This window comes from Acidimicrobiia bacterium (assembly GCA_029210695.1).
In the GTDB taxonomy this organism is placed as follows: domain Bacteria; phylum Actinomycetota; class Acidimicrobiia; order Spongiisociales; family JAHEDJ01; genus JAHEDJ01.
Window position 1 is genome coordinate 1 of sequence record JARGFH010000031.1, and the last position, 14,165, is coordinate 14,165.

General features: G+C 61.2%; 14 protein-coding genes and 4 tRNA genes. 16 read left to right on the forward strand and 2 right to left on the reverse strand.

Features of this window, described 5'->3' with window-relative positions; all coding sequences use genetic code 11:
- Positions 1-185 precede the first annotated feature (185 nt).
- On the reverse strand, positions 186-920 hold the full coding sequence (locus P1T08_10950; protein MDF1596594.1) for a hypothetical protein: 735 nt from the start codon (positions 918-920) through the stop codon (positions 186-188).
- Complete coding sequence (locus tag P1T08_10955; GenBank protein ID MDF1596595.1) at positions 917-1,885, reverse strand: hypothetical protein; 969 nt, start codon at positions 1,883-1,885, stop codon at positions 917-919. The genes P1T08_10950 and P1T08_10955 overlap by 4 nt, the downstream gene beginning before the upstream one ends.
- A gap of 207 nt (positions 1,886-2,092) precedes the next feature.
- Between P1T08_10955 and P1T08_10960 the strand changes: the two genes are divergently transcribed.
- The 16 genes from P1T08_10960 (at position 2,093) to rpoB (ending at position 14,155) form a co-directional block, all read left to right on the forward strand.
- A tRNA-Tyr gene (locus P1T08_10960) sits at positions 2,093-2,174 on the forward strand.
- Between the two features lie 96 nt (positions 2,175-2,270).
- Positions 2,271-2,343 (forward strand) — tRNA-Thr (locus tag P1T08_10965).
- 130 nt (positions 2,344-2,473) lie between these two features.
- Positions 2,474-2,550: transfer RNA gene (locus P1T08_10970), tRNA-Met, on the forward strand.
- 29 nt (positions 2,551-2,579) lie between these two features.
- Positions 2,580-3,776: an elongation factor Tu gene (gene tuf, locus P1T08_10975; GenBank protein ID MDF1596596.1), complete on the forward strand. Its 1,197-nt coding sequence runs from the start codon at positions 2,580-2,582 to the stop codon at positions 3,774-3,776.
- An 86-nt stretch (positions 3,777-3,862) separates the two neighbouring features.
- Positions 3,863-4,024 carry a 50S ribosomal protein L33 gene (gene rpmG, locus P1T08_10980; protein MDF1596597.1) on the forward strand — a complete coding sequence of 54 codons (162 nt, stop codon included), beginning with the start codon at positions 3,863-3,865 and terminating at the stop codon, positions 4,022-4,024.
- 179 nt (positions 4,025-4,203) lie between these two features.
- On the forward strand, positions 4,204-5,046 hold the full coding sequence (locus P1T08_10985; GenBank protein ID MDF1596598.1) for a MaoC family dehydratase: 843 nt from the start codon (positions 4,204-4,206) through the stop codon (positions 5,044-5,046).
- Between the two features lie 4 nt (positions 5,047-5,050).
- Positions 5,051-5,617 carry a sigma-70 family RNA polymerase sigma factor gene (locus P1T08_10990; GenBank protein ID MDF1596599.1) on the forward strand — a complete coding sequence of 189 codons (567 nt, stop codon included), beginning with the start codon at positions 5,051-5,053 and terminating at the stop codon, positions 5,615-5,617.
- Positions 5,614-5,961, forward strand: a complete 348-nt coding sequence (locus P1T08_10995; GenBank protein MDF1596600.1) for a hypothetical protein — start codon at positions 5,614-5,616, stop codon at positions 5,959-5,961. The genes P1T08_10990 and P1T08_10995 overlap by 4 nt, the downstream gene beginning before the upstream one ends.
- Before the next feature lie 161 nt (positions 5,962-6,122).
- Positions 6,123-6,198: transfer RNA gene (locus P1T08_11000), tRNA-Trp, on the forward strand.
- A gap of 28 nt (positions 6,199-6,226) precedes the next feature.
- Positions 6,227-6,532, forward strand: a complete 306-nt coding sequence (gene secE, locus P1T08_11005; protein MDF1596601.1) for a preprotein translocase subunit SecE — start codon at positions 6,227-6,229, stop codon at positions 6,530-6,532.
- Between the two features lie 2 nt (positions 6,533-6,534).
- Positions 6,535-7,242 carry a transcription termination/antitermination protein NusG gene (gene nusG, locus P1T08_11010; protein ID MDF1596602.1) on the forward strand — a complete coding sequence of 236 codons (708 nt, stop codon included), beginning with the start codon at positions 6,535-6,537 and terminating at the stop codon, positions 7,240-7,242.
- A 73-nt stretch (positions 7,243-7,315) separates the two neighbouring features.
- Entirely contained in the window at positions 7,316-7,744 is a 429-nt protein-coding gene (gene rplK / locus P1T08_11015) for a 50S ribosomal protein L11 (GenBank protein MDF1596603.1), read from the forward strand.
- 94 nt (positions 7,745-7,838) lie between these two features.
- Positions 7,839-8,555, forward strand: coding sequence for a 50S ribosomal protein L1 (rplA, locus tag P1T08_11020; GenBank protein ID MDF1596604.1), 717 nt, complete (start codon positions 7,839-7,841; stop codon positions 8,553-8,555).
- A gap of 688 nt (positions 8,556-9,243) precedes the next feature.
- Positions 9,244-10,053, forward strand: coding sequence for a 50S ribosomal protein L10 (rplJ, locus tag P1T08_11025; protein MDF1596605.1), 810 nt, complete (start codon positions 9,244-9,246; stop codon positions 10,051-10,053).
- 2 nt (positions 10,054-10,055) lie between these two features.
- Positions 10,056-10,439, forward strand: coding sequence for a 50S ribosomal protein L7/L12 (gene rplL / locus P1T08_11030; protein ID MDF1596606.1), 384 nt, complete (start codon positions 10,056-10,058; stop codon positions 10,437-10,439).
- A gap of 332 nt (positions 10,440-10,771) precedes the next feature.
- Positions 10,772-14,155, forward strand: a complete 3,384-nt coding sequence (gene rpoB / locus P1T08_11035; protein MDF1596607.1) for a DNA-directed RNA polymerase subunit beta — start codon at positions 10,772-10,774, stop codon at positions 14,153-14,155.
- The last annotated feature ends 10 nt before the right edge of the window (positions 14,156-14,165 follow it).

The following is a 14,165-nucleotide window of genomic DNA, read 5'->3' on the forward strand; positions in this document are numbered from 1 at the left end:
GCGTAGTAACCATCAGATTGGCAGAGCCCTCCTAATCAACCGGGAACCCCTACACCCCGCTCAATTCCGAAGCGCCCCTTAACTTCGCCTTTGCTGGCTGGGGATGCCCCCCTCCCCTCGAAGACTCGGGACTCCCCCCACTGTGTGGGGGGAGAACGCGGTGTTCGGCTTTGCTTGGCGGCCGGTTACTTGCTCGGGTCCCAGGTTCCTTCCGTGTAGCCGGGGATGAACCAGGAGGCCGGCGACCAGTTGTCCGAGTTATCGACGAGGATGCGGGGGTTCGGGTCGCCTTGAGCGGCGAGGATGAGCACCCGTCCCTCGGAGTCTTGCACGAGGAGCCACTCTCCGTCTGGCGACCAGGTCGCCTGGTTGAACGAGTAGTCCTTCGGGCCCTCGACTTCCAGGACCGTGCGATCGACACCGGTCGGGCTCTGCACCACAACGCGCGGTGTGCCGGGATCGAACTCCGTGTAGATCTCCGAACCATCGGGAGCGGTGTAGAGGACCCGGCCGACGGGATCCCGCGGGGTTACCGTCTGATCGACCGATATCCGGTTGAGCGTTGTTCCGGTTTCGGGATCGATTACCCGGAACGTCTGCGACTCACCTCGAAATTCCTGCACCAGCAGCATTCCCTCCGGCGTCCAACCCGGCAGAGGATCGGCGAATCCGATGTTGTTGTCACACAGCACCTCATGCGGTGCTTCACCGCCGGCTGCATCGACCGTCCAGATGCATAGATCGCCGTTGTCCCATTGGCTGAAGGCCACGGTGCCGGGGATCGAGGGGTCCGGCTCGTCCACCAGCGAAGCAAACGTTGGAAGCGGGATGATCGCGAAAGCCAGTACCAGTCCGACGACAACTCCGATTACGACCACCGACGCAATAACCGAAATCCAGACCTTGCGTGAGTCGGTCATGATGTCAACTCCTCCGGTTCATGGTCGGCCTCAGCGATGTCTTCCTTGATCTCACCCATCAGCCGCGCCAGCGCCACCGCGCCGCCGATCAGTGCTGCGCCGGAGAGGAGCAGTGCCACCGGCGCTCCGAGTGAATCCCCGAAGAAGTGGAACACCACCTGCGGAACGAAGATGAACACTCCGGCTGCACCGAGTCCGAGGAGCACGATCTGGCGTAGCGTGACGCTGGCCACGATCAGGGCTCCCGCCACCACCACGCCGAGGAGCAGAGGCCAGCCCTCTCCTGCAAACGACAACAGCTGAACGCCGAACAGCGAAGCGGTTCCCCCCAGCGCGTAGCCGGTGATCATCGGGCGGATCGCCGTACCCCAGGTGAGGAACAGCCAGGCGGTCCCTACTGCCCACATCGTGATTCCGAAGAACTCGTCGGGCCACTCGAGCAATGCCACCGCCGGCACAGTCGCAGCCAGCACCGCAGCAAAGAACGCCAGTTGTTGAAGGCTCATGGTTCGGATCCGCCACAGGAAGAAGCCGAGGACACCGGCAACCAGGGCCCCCAGCGTCATCGACGCTTCGTCTATCCAATCGAAACCGTCGGCAGACAGAATGCCGAATGTGAAGCCCGTGCCGACCACGGCGAACAACCACAAAAACCCGGCCAAGCGTCGGATCGCCACGAGGGGCGAATCGCGCAACATCCAGCCGGCAATGAGCAAACCAAGCGTCACGGTGCCGAGCAGAGCCAACCGGCCCCACAGCTCGAGGTCCGCCCAGAACTCCTGGGCGAGAATCAGCACTGCAATCACGGCCAGCGCTCCACCGAGGTAGCCGAGCGCTTCCACGATCAGTGGAATCCGGCGCTCCGGTGCGGCGGTTCGTGACGCTTCAAATGTCCGGATTCGGGATGCTTGATCGTCGGTGATGAATCCGGCTTTCACCCAACGAGACAGTTGTTCTGACAGCATGTCTGCCTCCTATTCACCTTCATCATCCCGCATACCAGCTCCCAGGACATCAGGGGCCGACCCTCACCGTCCCTCAGGGATCTCAGGGTCGTGCCACATGGTTCAGAGTGCTTCGTGCGGCTTTGCTCGAGCCTCGCCTTCCCGGTTACGGCCAATCGGCATCATTGGCTAATCTATCGACGAGCCCGGCCCACGCCGGGCTTTGATGCCGGGATGCCCGAGCGGCCAAAGGGAGCAGACTGTAAATCTGCCGGCAATGCCTTCGGAGGTTCAAATCCTTCTCCCGGCACAGCAACGTTTACAATCCATGAGCAACGGTCCTTGAGTACAGGCCGAGAAGTGCTTCGCACTTCTCAAACGTGCCTGGGCCTAAGGGCCCAGGCATGCCCCCTTAGCTCAGCTGGCAGAGCGCCTCCATGGTAAGGAGGAGGTCTCCGGTTCGAATCCGGAAGGGGGCTCGGTAGGCGGTGAGCGCAGCTCACCGCGGTACCAGGTACGAGGCACCAAGTGCCAAGTACCAAAGGAAGAGGGCGAAGCTGGTGCGGTTGGCATCGCCAACCGCCAACGGCTTGCGTAGCAAGCCGCGGAGGCGGCGTAGCTCAGTCGGTAAGAGCGCTCGACTCATAATCGAGAGGTCGGCAGTTCAAGTCTGCCCGCCGCTACCAAGTGAAGAACAGTACAAGGAGAGAATCCCATGGGTAAGGCGAAGTTTGAGCGGACGAAGCCGCATGTGAATGTGGGGACGATGGGTCATATTGATCATGGGAAGACGACGTTGACGGCTGCGATTACGAAGGTGTTGTCGGAGTCTGGGGTTGGTGGGGCGACGGCGTTTACGGCGTTTGATGATATTGATAAGGCGCCGGAGGAGCGTGAGCGGGGTATCACGATTTCGATTGCTCATGTGGAGTATGAGACGGCGAATCGTCATTATGCGCATGTGGATATGCCTGGTCATGCTGATTACATCAAGAACATGATTACGGGTGCTGCGCAGATTGATGGGGCGATTTTGGTGGTGTCGGCGGCTGATGGTCCGATGCCGCAGACGCGTGAGCATGTGTTGTTGGCTCGTCAGGTTGGGGTTCCGTTCATTGTTGTGTATATGAATAAGACGGACATGGTTGATGATGATGAGCTTCTTGATTTGGTTGAGTTGGAGGTTCGTGAGTTGTTGTCGGAGTATGAGTTTCCTGGTGATGAGTTGCCGGTGATTCGTGGTTCGGCGTTGAAGGCGCTTGAGGGTGGGGATGAGGCTTCGGTTGCTTCGGTTATGGAGTTGATGGAGGCGGTTGATACGTATATTCCGGTGCCGGAGCGGGATACGGAGAAGCCGTTTCAGATGCCGATTGAGGATGTGTTCTCGATTACTGGTCGGGGGACGGTGGTGACTGGGAAGGTTGAGCAGGGGATTCTCAAGACGGGTACTGAGGTTGAGATTGTTGGGATTCGTCCGACGCGCAAAACGGTGGTGACCGGGGTTGAGATGTTCCGGAAGTTGTTGGATGAGGCTCGGGCGGGTGACAATGTTGGGTTGTTGTTGCGGGGGATTGGGAAGGATGATGTGGAGCGGGGTCAGGTGATTTGTATTCCTGGTTCGATTACTCCGCATACTGATTTTGAGGCGAATGTGTATGTGTTGACTCGGGATGAGGGTGGCCGGCATAACCCGTTTTTCCCTGGGTATCGGCCGCAGTTTTATTTCCGGACGACGGATGTGACTGGGTCGGTGACGTTGCCTGAGGGTACTGAGATGGTGATGCCTGGTGATAACACGACGATGACGGTGGAGTTGATTAATCCGATTGCTATGCATGAGGGTCGTGATTTCGCGATTCGTGAGGGTGGTCGGACGGTTGGTGCTGGTCGGGTCACCAAGATTCTGAAGTAAGTGACCGGACGGGTCTGGTGGCCCGTCCGCTCGTACCGGGTACTGGGTACTGGGTACCGCGAACGAGTGAAGCGAGAGAGCAAACAATGCCAAGTGACAAGAGACCGGCCATCACGCTGGCTTGCGACGAATGTAAGCGTCGCAACTATGTGACGGTGAAGAGCAAATCGAACACCCGTGAGCGGCTGGCGCTCAAGAAGTACTGCCGCTGGTGCGGATCGCACACGCTGCATCGCGAACATCGCTGAACACGGGGCACGACCCCGACCCGCGGTGCTAGTTTGGCCGCAGGATTCCGCGGGCGGAACAAGCGGGGCCTGATTGAAGAAGGCGGGCGACATGCCTGCCTTCTTCGCGTCCGGTCGGGTGCAGGGAACTCCTCAGCGTCCAGGTGCCAAGTCCGAAGTACCGGGTACCCTCTTGGCCCATGGGCATGGAAGAACTCCAGGGACGCGTATACCGGCGAAAGTTTCGGGCGGATCGTTCGACGATCTCGGCGTTCATCGAGGCGACCGGCGATGATCCTGCCCGCTGGCCGAACATCGCCCCACCGGGGCTGGCCGCCGCCGCGGTCTTCGCCGTCGCCCCGGCCTTTCTCTTCGACCCGGATGTCGGCGAGTTCTCGCGGATCCTTATTCATGCCGACCAAACATTCCGGTGGCTCGCTCCATGGGAGACCGGAGCCGACTACGCCGTCACCGGGACCGTCGATCGGGTGCGCATGCGAGGCGGAGCGGCGTGGGTGACCTTCTCGGTTGGAGTGGTAGCCGCAGGCAACCGGGTCCTCGATTCCACCTCAACGTTTGTCATGTCGGACCAGCGCCCCGACTCCGAGGTAGCGGAGCGAAACGAACCCGGTCCTCTCGAACGGGCAGACGAGATCCGTCCGGTTTCCTATCCATCCAGCGGGGAGTTGCCCGAAACCGTCCGCTCGGCGAGCCGAGCCGATCTGATCCGGTACGCGGCTGCCAGTCGCGACTTCAATCCATTGCACTGGGATCACGAGACTGCCCGCAATGCCGGTCTGCCAGGCGTAGTGGTGCACGGCTTGCTCATGGCATCGTGGATGCTGCAAACCGCGACGGCGATCGTATTCCCGTCCGCTGGGCGGCCGATCCACGCCGCCAAGTTCAGGTTCCGCAACCCGCTCTTCCCCGGAGAAGCAGCTTCGATCACCGGTGCAATCGGCGCCGCACCGGGCCCGGTCAGTCTCGAACTCACATCCAATTCGGGACCGCTGGTCGGCGGCCTGATCACGGTGGAGCGGTAACCCGATGGAGAATCCAGAAGTCGAACCCGTCGACGAAGCACAGCTGATTCGGACGGCTCAGGTCGGCGACAGAAGCGCATTCGAAGAACTGGTTCGAAGACATCAACACGGAGTATTCACCTTGGCTCTGCGACTGGTAAACGATCGGGAGTTGGCAGCAGACGTCACCCAGGATGCGTTCATCCGGGCCTGGCGCGGACTGCCGCGCTTCCGGGGTGATGCCGCCTTCAAGACATGGATTCATCGGATCACGGTGAACGCCGCATGGTCGATGAAGAAGCGCACCGGTCGCCACCTGGCCGTTCCTCTCGAGGGTGCTCCCCAGATCGCAGACAAGACGCTGTCGGGCGACCTCGAGCGAGCAGGGGAGAACCTCGAACTTCGCCACCGCCTGCGGGCTGCACTCGATGAGCTACCGCGTCCCCAGCGCACGGTTGTGGTGCTCAAGGACATCTACGGTTGGTCGCACGGCGAAATTGCTGAGTCGTTGGGTATCACCGTCACCGCCGCCAAGGTCCGCCTGCATCGCGCCCATCATCGGCTCCGCCAACACCTCGAAGGTGAATCATGAAGGGCATGCTCGCCCGGGAGTGCAAGCGGGTCAGAGGGCGGATCAGCGAAGTCGTGCTCGGCGATGAGCGGCTGTCGGTTGAGGACGAACGACATGCGGCGGCCTGCCTTTCTTGCCAGGCAGAGATTGCTCGCTACAGAGCCATCGACCGCGCTTTCATCGCTTTGCAGCAGGAGGTTGCCATCGCCCCACCCGGGTTGGTGAGCAAGATCATGGCGGGGCTCGATCGCCCGCCCATCCCATGGTTTCGTCGCCCGGGCACCGTCTCGGTGTCGGCAATGTCGGCCGTTGCTGTGGCGACCACGGTGGCCCTCGCCATTCGTCGCCGCCAGGCAGCAGCTTGATGCCGGAGCCGGCCGGCACTCTCGGCGTACTCATGCCGGAATCCGGCCACACGTTGTGCGATGTACGTAGTACGTTGTACACGTGGAGCAAAGCTCCGCGGCCCGGCTTTACACTGGAGTCTGACGCTCCGTATACTTGCGCCACCGTCCGAACCCCCCATAGGGGTGTAGCTCGAAGTTGGTTAGAGCGCCGGTCTCCAAAACCGGAGGTTGGGGGTTCGAGTCCCTCCACCCCTGCTGAGAAACCCGAGGAACAAAGAAGATCATGAACCGAGAGATGCGCCGGCTCCAAGAGGCCGAGGACCGACGAGCGAAGAAGCGGGGGCGCGCCCCGCAGAAGCGTCGACCCAAGCAGAGCACCGGCGAGAAGAAACCGCTCTGGAAACGTCTCGCGACGTTCCTCGGTGAAGTGAGGATCGAACTGCATCGGGTGTCCTGGCCGACCCGATCGCAGATGGTTGCGTTCACGTCCGTAACTCTGATCACCTCGACGGCCGTCACGCTCTATGTTTTCGGCCTCGACTTCGGCTTCGGCGAAGCGATTCTCTGGCTGCTCAAGCGAGGATCGTAACAATGACAATTGCAGAGACACCTGAAGAGACTCCGGTCGAGACCACTGCTCCGGCCGCCGAAGAAACCGCAGTAGCGGCCGCCGGCGCGGTTGCCGTTGTTGAGGAGAGCCCGGCAGAGTCAGATCCGGTTGACGAGACCGTCCTCGAAGAAGAGGAGCCCTTGAGCCCGTTCGATTTGCCGGGCGATTGGTATGTTGTCCATTCCTACTCCGGTTACGAGAACAAGGTGAAGGTAAACCTCGAGACTCGCTCCAAGTCGATGCACATGGAGGATCGGATCTACGAAGTTGCCATCCCGATGGAAGACGTCGTTGAGATCAAGAACGGCAAGAAGGTCACCGTCCCGCGGAAGATGTTCCCCGGCTACATCCTCGTGCGCATGCACCTCGACGACGACTCCTGGTACGGGGTGCGGAACACTCCAGGGGTCACGGGGTTCGTCGGATCGGCCAACAAGCCGGTTCCGTTGTCCCGGCGTGAAGTCGAGCGATTTCTCGGAGTCAAAGAAGAGGAAGACAAGAAGGCGCCTCGCTACAAGCCCTCATGGGAGATCGGCGACAGCGTTCGTGTACAGACGGGGCCATTCGCCGACTTCAACGGAGTCATCGAGGACATCAACCTCGATCAGTCCAAGGTCGTCGTGCTCGTCAACATCTTTGGTCGGGACACTCCGGTCGAGTTGAACTTCGAGGACATCATCAAGAACTAGGTACCAAGTACCGAGTACCAGTACTGGGACCAAGTCTTCGTAGGCCTGGACCACTCAATGCATAGGAACCAACGTGGGTAGAAAAAAACTGAGTACCGTCTTGAAGCTGCAGATCCCGGCCGGGCAGGCCAGCCCCGCCCCTCCGGTGGGTCCTGCGCTCGGCCAGTACGGTGTCAACATCATGGACTTCGTCAAGGCCTACAATGAGGCTACGGCGTCGCAGATTGGGACAATCGTTCCGGTCGAAATCTCGATCTACGAGGATCGGACGTTCACATTCGTCACCAAGACGCCGCCCGCCGCGGTGTTGCTGCGCCAGGCGGCGCGGATCGAGAAGGGCTCGCCCGAGCCGCAAACCATCAAGGTCGGAAAAGTGACTCGCGCCCAGGTGCGCGAGATCGCGGAGACGAAGATGGTCGACCTCAACGCCAACGATGTTGATGCAGCCATGAAGATCGTCGAGGGCACGGCCCGTTCCATGGGTCTTTTGGTCGAAGGCTAGGAACCCTCGACCGGGATGAACAGCGGCGCGACTGCGTGCCGGAAGATGGGAGGTTTCGCACAAGGCGGAGCCGTTCGAACCACAGGAGAGAGACATGCCCAAGCACGGCAAGCGATATCGGGATCTGGTACAGCGGTATGACAAAGAGACCGCCTACTCCCCGGAAGAAGCCATCGAGTTTGTTCGGATGTTCGCAGATGCGAAATTCGACGAGAGCATCGACGTAGCCTTCAAACTCGGAATCGACCCCCGGCAGGCAGATCAGATCGTTCGTGGAACTGTCAGCCTTCCTCACGGCACGGGCCAGGTGGTGCGCGTGGTCGTGTTCGCGCAGGCGGATAAGGCCCGCGAGGCCGAAGCCGCCGGTGCCGACCTGGTCGGGGGTAGCGAACTCGCCGAAGAGATCGCAGGAGGACGGGCTCTCGACTTCGACATCGCCATCGCTACTCCGGACATGATGGCTGAGGTCGGGAAACTCGGGCGGGTGCTGGGCCCTCGGGGCCTGATGCCGAACCCCAAGGCCGGAACCGTGACGGTGGATGTCGCCAGAGCGGTTCAGGAGTTCAAATCCGGCCGCATCGAGTACCGCAATGATCGATTTGGCAACGTCCAGGTTCCGATCGGCAAAGCGTCGTTCGAAGCCGAAGCGCTCGTGACGAACCTCGGCGCCTTGGCCGCCGAACTTCAGCGAGTTCGTCCCGCCTCCGCCAAGGGCCGCTATTTCCGTCATCTTGCCATCTCGTCGACGATGGGCCCCGGGATCAAGATCGACCCGGCTCGCCTAGAAGATCTCGTCAAGGCGAGTAAATAGTCGCGGGTCGCTAGTCGCGGGTCGCGGGTCAATCGAAGGGCGGCCGAACCCGGCCGCCCTTCCTGCTCCGTGCTGATACTCGCGACTAGTAACTCGCGACTAGGAACTAGCAACTCGCGACTAGGGGCGGAGAGCGAGGGGGTTCCGCTGAGAGCGCCGATGCTGCTCGGGCGGCGCCGGGGCCGGGGCCGGCGACTGCGGGCTGCAGTCGCCGTGGGTCACCCTCGCTGCGACGCTGTCAGGGTAGGGGCTGCACGCGTCGCCGGGTATACCCGGGCCGATCTCAGTTGCGGGCGAGGGCGGTCAGGTCAACCCACCCGTCGTTACGAAACCCCCTTCGGGTGTCTCTCCGTGTTGGCACTATCGCGCATATGCCGCAACTTGGCTAGCGGAAACTCGGTGCGTGACGCGGATCGCGCGGATAGAGAAGTTGCGGCGTCGCGAGTCGCGGGTCGCGAGTGGCTGGTGCGTGCCCGCGACTCGCGACGAGTAACTCGCGACGATTCTGACAACTTGCTGTTCCCAACAGGAGGGCGTACGCTCCGTGCCAACAACTCCAACCTCGGTTCTGAGACCGCCGGTGCCTTCGGGCTCAAAGGGTTCGCCCGCCTGCGTAGACCGCCTCCCACAGGGGTCCCCGTCTCATCATGACCGAGGGACCTTTTCTAATGTGAGGAGGAGTACGCGTATGCCGAGACCTGAAAAGGTCCAAGCAGTTGAAGAAATCAAGGAGCGTCTCGAGAACTCTGAGGCGACCTTCCTGGCCGAGTACCGGGGACTGTCCGTGTCCGAGCAGCAGCAGCTGCGTCGCGGATTGCGGGCTGCAGATGCCGAGTACAAGGTTGTGAAGATGTCGCTGGCCCGCCGCGCCGCGACCGAACTCGGACTCGATGAACTCATCGAGTCGATGCACGGGCCGACGGCGCTTGCGTTCGCGAATTCGGATGCGGTTCCGGTTGCCAAGGTTTTGAAGGACTTCGCCAAAGAGCACGATCGTCTCGTGCTCAAAGTTGGTCTGATGTCCGGCAAGCTCTTGCCGCCGGAACAGGTGAGCAAGCTCGCCGAAATCGAACCGCGCGATGTCTTGCTCGCCAAGATTGCGGGAGCTGCCAAGGCGCCGCTCAGCAAGATGGCAGGCATGCTCGGGTCGTTTGTGCGGGATTCCGCTTCGTTGTTCTTCCAACTGCTCGAGATAAAAGAATCGAGTGAACCGGCGCCGGCCGCTGAAGTCGAGGCACCCGCCTCGACAGACCGGGTCGAGGCTGCTGCCGACCCCGCCGAGGTTTCCGCTCCGGCAGACAAGGCCGAAGTCGCCGAAACGACGACCGATGAAGCAGCCGAGGGCGAGGAGCCCACAGCTGAAGTTGATCAGACCCATTCGGCCGAGGCAGAACTTGCCGAAGCCGGCGAAGGTCCCGAGGAAGAGGCCGAGTCAGACGACGAGTCCGATTCCGACTCCCAAAATGATGACAAGGCCGACCAGGCCGAGGAGGAGTAAACATGGCAAAGATGACTACCGACGACCTCTTGGGTGTCTTCGAGGAGATGACGGTCCTCGAGCTCAAGGAGTTCCTCGATGCCTTCGAGGAGAAGTTCGATGTGACTGCCGCCGCGCCCATGGCGATGGCCGCCGTCGCTGCCGGAGGCGCCGATGCTGTTGCCGAAGAGGAGCAAGATGAGTTCAGTGTCTTCCTCGTTGCAGCCGGCGACAAGAAGATCCAGGTGATCAAAGAGGTCCGCGCACTCACGAGCCTCGGGCTCAAAGAGGCGAAAGAACTCGTCGACAACGCCCCCAATGCGGTGCTCGAGGGTCTGGACAAGGAAACAGCAGAGAAGGCGAAAGAGAAACTCGAGGGCGCAGGCGCCACCGTGGAGCTCCGGTAGCGGTGTCTCGGGACGCTCTGCGTCCCGAGCTTTGGAGTTCGGGCTTCGCCCGGACATCCCCTGCCTTCGCTGCAACGTATTTCGAGAGGGGCCGTCCGGAAGGGCGGCCCCTCTCGTTGCTCCTCGCGACGACTCCGGGGATCTCGCTATCCAGTACTTGAATACCCTTGACCATGCGACCATCAATTCGATACACTTCCCGGGAAGGGGCCGCGGTACAGCACCGCGGATAATTGATTGTTTTTCCGCCTTGTAGGCAGGGCTAGCGCGTGCTATCCTGCTGTTTCGCCGTTTCGAGATATCCATCCCTAGGGTCATAAGGAGGCTCGCCGTTGCCTTCGCGCGTCGCCCAGCGTCTGTCTTTCGCCAAAATCCCCGAAGTCCTTCCACTTCCTGATCTCCTGGCCGTCCAACACGAATCATTCAATTGGTTCATCGAGGAGGGCCTGGCCGAGATCTTTGAAGAGATCTCCCCGATCGAGGACTTCACTGGTTCCCTCGCTCTCGAGCTCACGGATCACCGCTTCGGCGATCCGTTGATGTCCATCGAAGACTGCAAGGAGCGGGATTCCAACTACTCCCGTCCGCTGTTTGTCACCGCCCGGTTTGTGAACCGGGAGACGGGTGAGATCAAGGAACAGCAGGTCTTCCTCGGGGACTTCCCGATCATGACCGATAACGGAGTCTTCATCGTCAACGGCACCGAGCGTGTCGTTGTCAGCCAGCTCGTCCGCTCGCCGGGCGTCTACTTCGACATGGGTCGGGACAAGACGTCAGACCGTGATATCTTCACCGGCAAGGTGATCCCCGGTCGCGGTGCCTGGCTCGAGTTCGACACCGACAAGCGCGACACGATCGGCGTCCGCGTCGACCGCAAACGCCGTCAGCACATCAGCGCGTTCCTGCGTGCCCTCAATATTGCCGACACCGATGAAGAGATCCTCGAACTCTTCGATGGTGCCGAGTCGATTCGTAACACGCTCGAGCGTGACACGGCGCACGACAAGGATGAGGCGTTGCTGGATCTCTACCGCAAGCTCCGTCCTGGTGAACCGACCACGGTCGAGTCGGCGCGCGGCCTCATCCAGACGCTCTTCAAGAACCCGAAGCGATATGACCTCACCCGGGTGGGCCGCTACAAGCTGAACCAGAAGTTCGGCAAGCCGATCCCGGAGGACTACCGCGCTGAGGGGCTGCAACTGCTGAGCGATGAGGATCTCGTCGACTCGATTCGCTACCTCGTTGCGCTGCATGCGGGAGACGAGACGATCACCCTCACCGGCGGCACCGAGATCCTGGTCCGCACCGACGATATCGATCACTTCGGCAACCGGCGTATTCGGACGGTCGGCGAGCTGATCCAGAATCAGGTTCGGGTCGGGCTCACTCGCCTCGAGCGGGTAGTGCGGGAACGCATGACCACTCAGGATCCGGAGGCGATCACGCCGCAGAGCCTGATCAATATCCGCCCCGTCGTGGCTGCGATCAAAGAGTTCTTCGGAACGTCACAGCTCAGCCAGTTCATGGACCAGCCCAACCCACTCGCCGGCCTGACTCACCGGCGCCGTCTCTCCGCGCTAGGCCCTGGTGGCCTCAGCCGTGAACGGGCAGGGTTTGAGGTCCGTGACGTGCACCCGTCGCACTACGGTCGCATGTGCCCGATCGAGACACCGGAGGGCCCGAACATCGGATTGATCGGCTCGCTGGCCTCATTCGCTCGCGTGAACCGTTTCGGTTTCATTGAAACGCCATACCGGTTGGCAGAGAACGGCAAAGTCACCACGAAGGTCGACTACCTGACTGCCTCGGAAGAGGAGCGGTTCGTCATTGCCCAGGCCAACGCCCCCCTCAAGGAAGATGGATCGTTCCTCAACGATCGCGTCTTGGTGCGGCGCGCCGGCGGTGAAGTCGACTCGGTGACGCCGGACGAAGTGGACTATATGGACGTTTCGCCGAAGCAGCTCGTTTCGGTGTCTACGGCGCTCATTCCGTTCCTCGAGCACGACGACGCCAACCGCGCCCTCATGGGCTCGAACATGCAGCGTCAGGCCGTCCCGTTGTTGCGGGCCGATGCGCCCTTGGTGGGCACCGGCGTTGAACAGCGCACCGCCCAGGATTCGGGCGACATGGTGATATCCACGGTGGCCGGTGAGGTTATCGACGTGACCGGCGATTTCGTCGTGGTCAAGGAGAAGGACACCAACCGCAAGCACACCTATACCCTCAACAAGTTCGAGCGATCGAACCAGGGCACCTGCATGAATCAGAAGCCTCTGGCCCGCACGGGTGACAAGGTGGCCGTCGGGGACGTGCTCGCAGATGGACCGTCGACCGAGGCCGGTGAACTGGCGCTCGGCCGCAACATGCTCGTGGCGTTCATGCCGTGGGAAGGCCACAACTACGAAGATGCCATCATCATCTCGGAGCGGCTCGTCAAGAACGACGGTCTCACCTCGATTCATATCGAGGAACACGAGCTCGATGCCCGTGACACCAAGCTCGGTGCCGAGGAAATCACCAGGGACATCCCGAACGTCGCCGAAGAGGTGCTGATGGACCTCGACGAAGAGGGCATCATCCGGGTAGGGGCCGACGTTGGTCCCGGCGATTACTTGGTCGGCAAGGTCACTCCGAAAGGTGAGACCGAGCTCACGCCCGAGGAGCGCTTGCTGCGTGCCATCTTCGGTGAAAAGGCCCGAGAGGTTCGCGACACGTCGCTCAAAGTGCCGCACGGTGAGTCCGGCAAAGTCATTGACGTCAAGGTGTTCAAGCGCTCGGAAGGATTCGACCTTCCTCCCGGCGTGAACCAGCTGGTGCGTGTTTACGTCGCCTCGATGAGGAAGATCTCCGAGGGCGACAAGCTCGCCGGTCGCCATGGAAACAAAGGCGTCATCTCCAAGATCCTGCCTGAAGAGGACATGCCGTTCATGGAGGACGGAACTCCGGTCGACATCATCCTGTCGCCGCTCGGTGTGCCGTCGCGTATGAACCTAGGCCAGGTGCTCGAGACGCACCTCGGCTGGGCGGCCGCTCAGGGTTGGTCACCGATCGAAGGATCCGACGGCCCCGCCGCCGGTGGAACCGCGGCGTGGACGAAGGTTGCTACGCCGGTATTCGACGGTGCTCGCGAAGGTGAGATTGCCCAGGTTCTGGAGAATTCTCTCCCGAATCGTGACGGTGATCATCTGGTCGACGGGACCGGCAAAGCCCGGCTCATGGATGGACGGACCGGGTTGCCGTACGACAGGCCGATCACTGTTGGCTTCATCTACATTCTGAAACTCGTCCACCTTGTCGACGACAAGATCCACGCCCGATCAACAGGCCCATACTCGATGATCACCCAGCAGCCGCTTGGAGGAAAGGCGCAGTTCGGTGGACAGCGCTTCGGAGAGATGGAGGTGTGGGCCCTGGAAGCCTACGGTGCCGCCTACGCACTCCAGGAAGTGCTGACGATCAAATCTGATGACGTGCAGGGCCGTGTCAAGATGTACGAAGCGATCGTCAAGGGCGAGAACATCCCCGAGCCCGGCATCCCTGAGTCCTTCAAGGTACTCATCAAAGAGATGCAGAGCCTCTGTCTGAATGTCGAGATGCTGTCGGCTGGTGAAGAGGTCGAGTTGAAAGACCTGGACGAGGACGTGTTCCGCACGGCCGAGTCCCTGGGCATCGACCTTTCCCGTCCTGAGCGTCGCGAAGTCGACGTCGAAATTTAGCCTCCAGCTG

Excerpts from the sequence above, each read along its gene's own strand:
- P1T08_10950 (MDF1596594.1), bottom strand. The coding sequence starts at position 920 with ATGACCGACTCACGCAAGGTCTGGATTTCGGTTATTGCGTCGGTGGTC.
- rplL (MDF1596606.1), top strand. The coding sequence starts at position 10,056 with ATGGCAAAGATGACTACCGACGACCTCTTGGGTGTCTTCGAGGAGATG.
- rplA (MDF1596604.1), top strand. The coding sequence starts at position 7,839 with ATGCCCAAGCACGGCAAGCGATATCGGGATCTGGTACAGCGGTATGAC.
- P1T08_10955 (MDF1596595.1), bottom strand. The coding sequence starts at position 1,885 with ATGCTGTCAGAACAACTGTCTCGTTGGGTGAAAGCCGGATTCATCACC.
- P1T08_10985 (MDF1596598.1), top strand. The coding sequence starts at position 4,204 with ATGGGCATGGAAGAACTCCAGGGACGCGTATACCGGCGAAAGTTTCGG.
- nusG (MDF1596602.1), top strand. The coding sequence starts at position 6,535 with ATGACAATTGCAGAGACACCTGAAGAGACTCCGGTCGAGACCACTGCT.
- rpmG (MDF1596597.1), top strand. The coding sequence starts at position 3,863 with ATGCCAAGTGACAAGAGACCGGCCATCACGCTGGCTTGCGACGAATGT.
- P1T08_10990 (MDF1596599.1), top strand. The coding sequence starts at position 5,051 with ATGGAGAATCCAGAAGTCGAACCCGTCGACGAAGCACAGCTGATTCGG.
- P1T08_10995 (MDF1596600.1), top strand. The coding sequence starts at position 5,614 with ATGAAGGGCATGCTCGCCCGGGAGTGCAAGCGGGTCAGAGGGCGGATC.
- rplJ (MDF1596605.1), top strand. The coding sequence starts at position 9,244 with ATGCCGAGACCTGAAAAGGTCCAAGCAGTTGAAGAAATCAAGGAGCGT.
- secE (MDF1596601.1), top strand. The coding sequence starts at position 6,227 with ATGAACCGAGAGATGCGCCGGCTCCAAGAGGCCGAGGACCGACGAGCG.
- tuf (MDF1596596.1), top strand. The coding sequence starts at position 2,580 with ATGGGTAAGGCGAAGTTTGAGCGGACGAAGCCGCATGTGAATGTGGGG.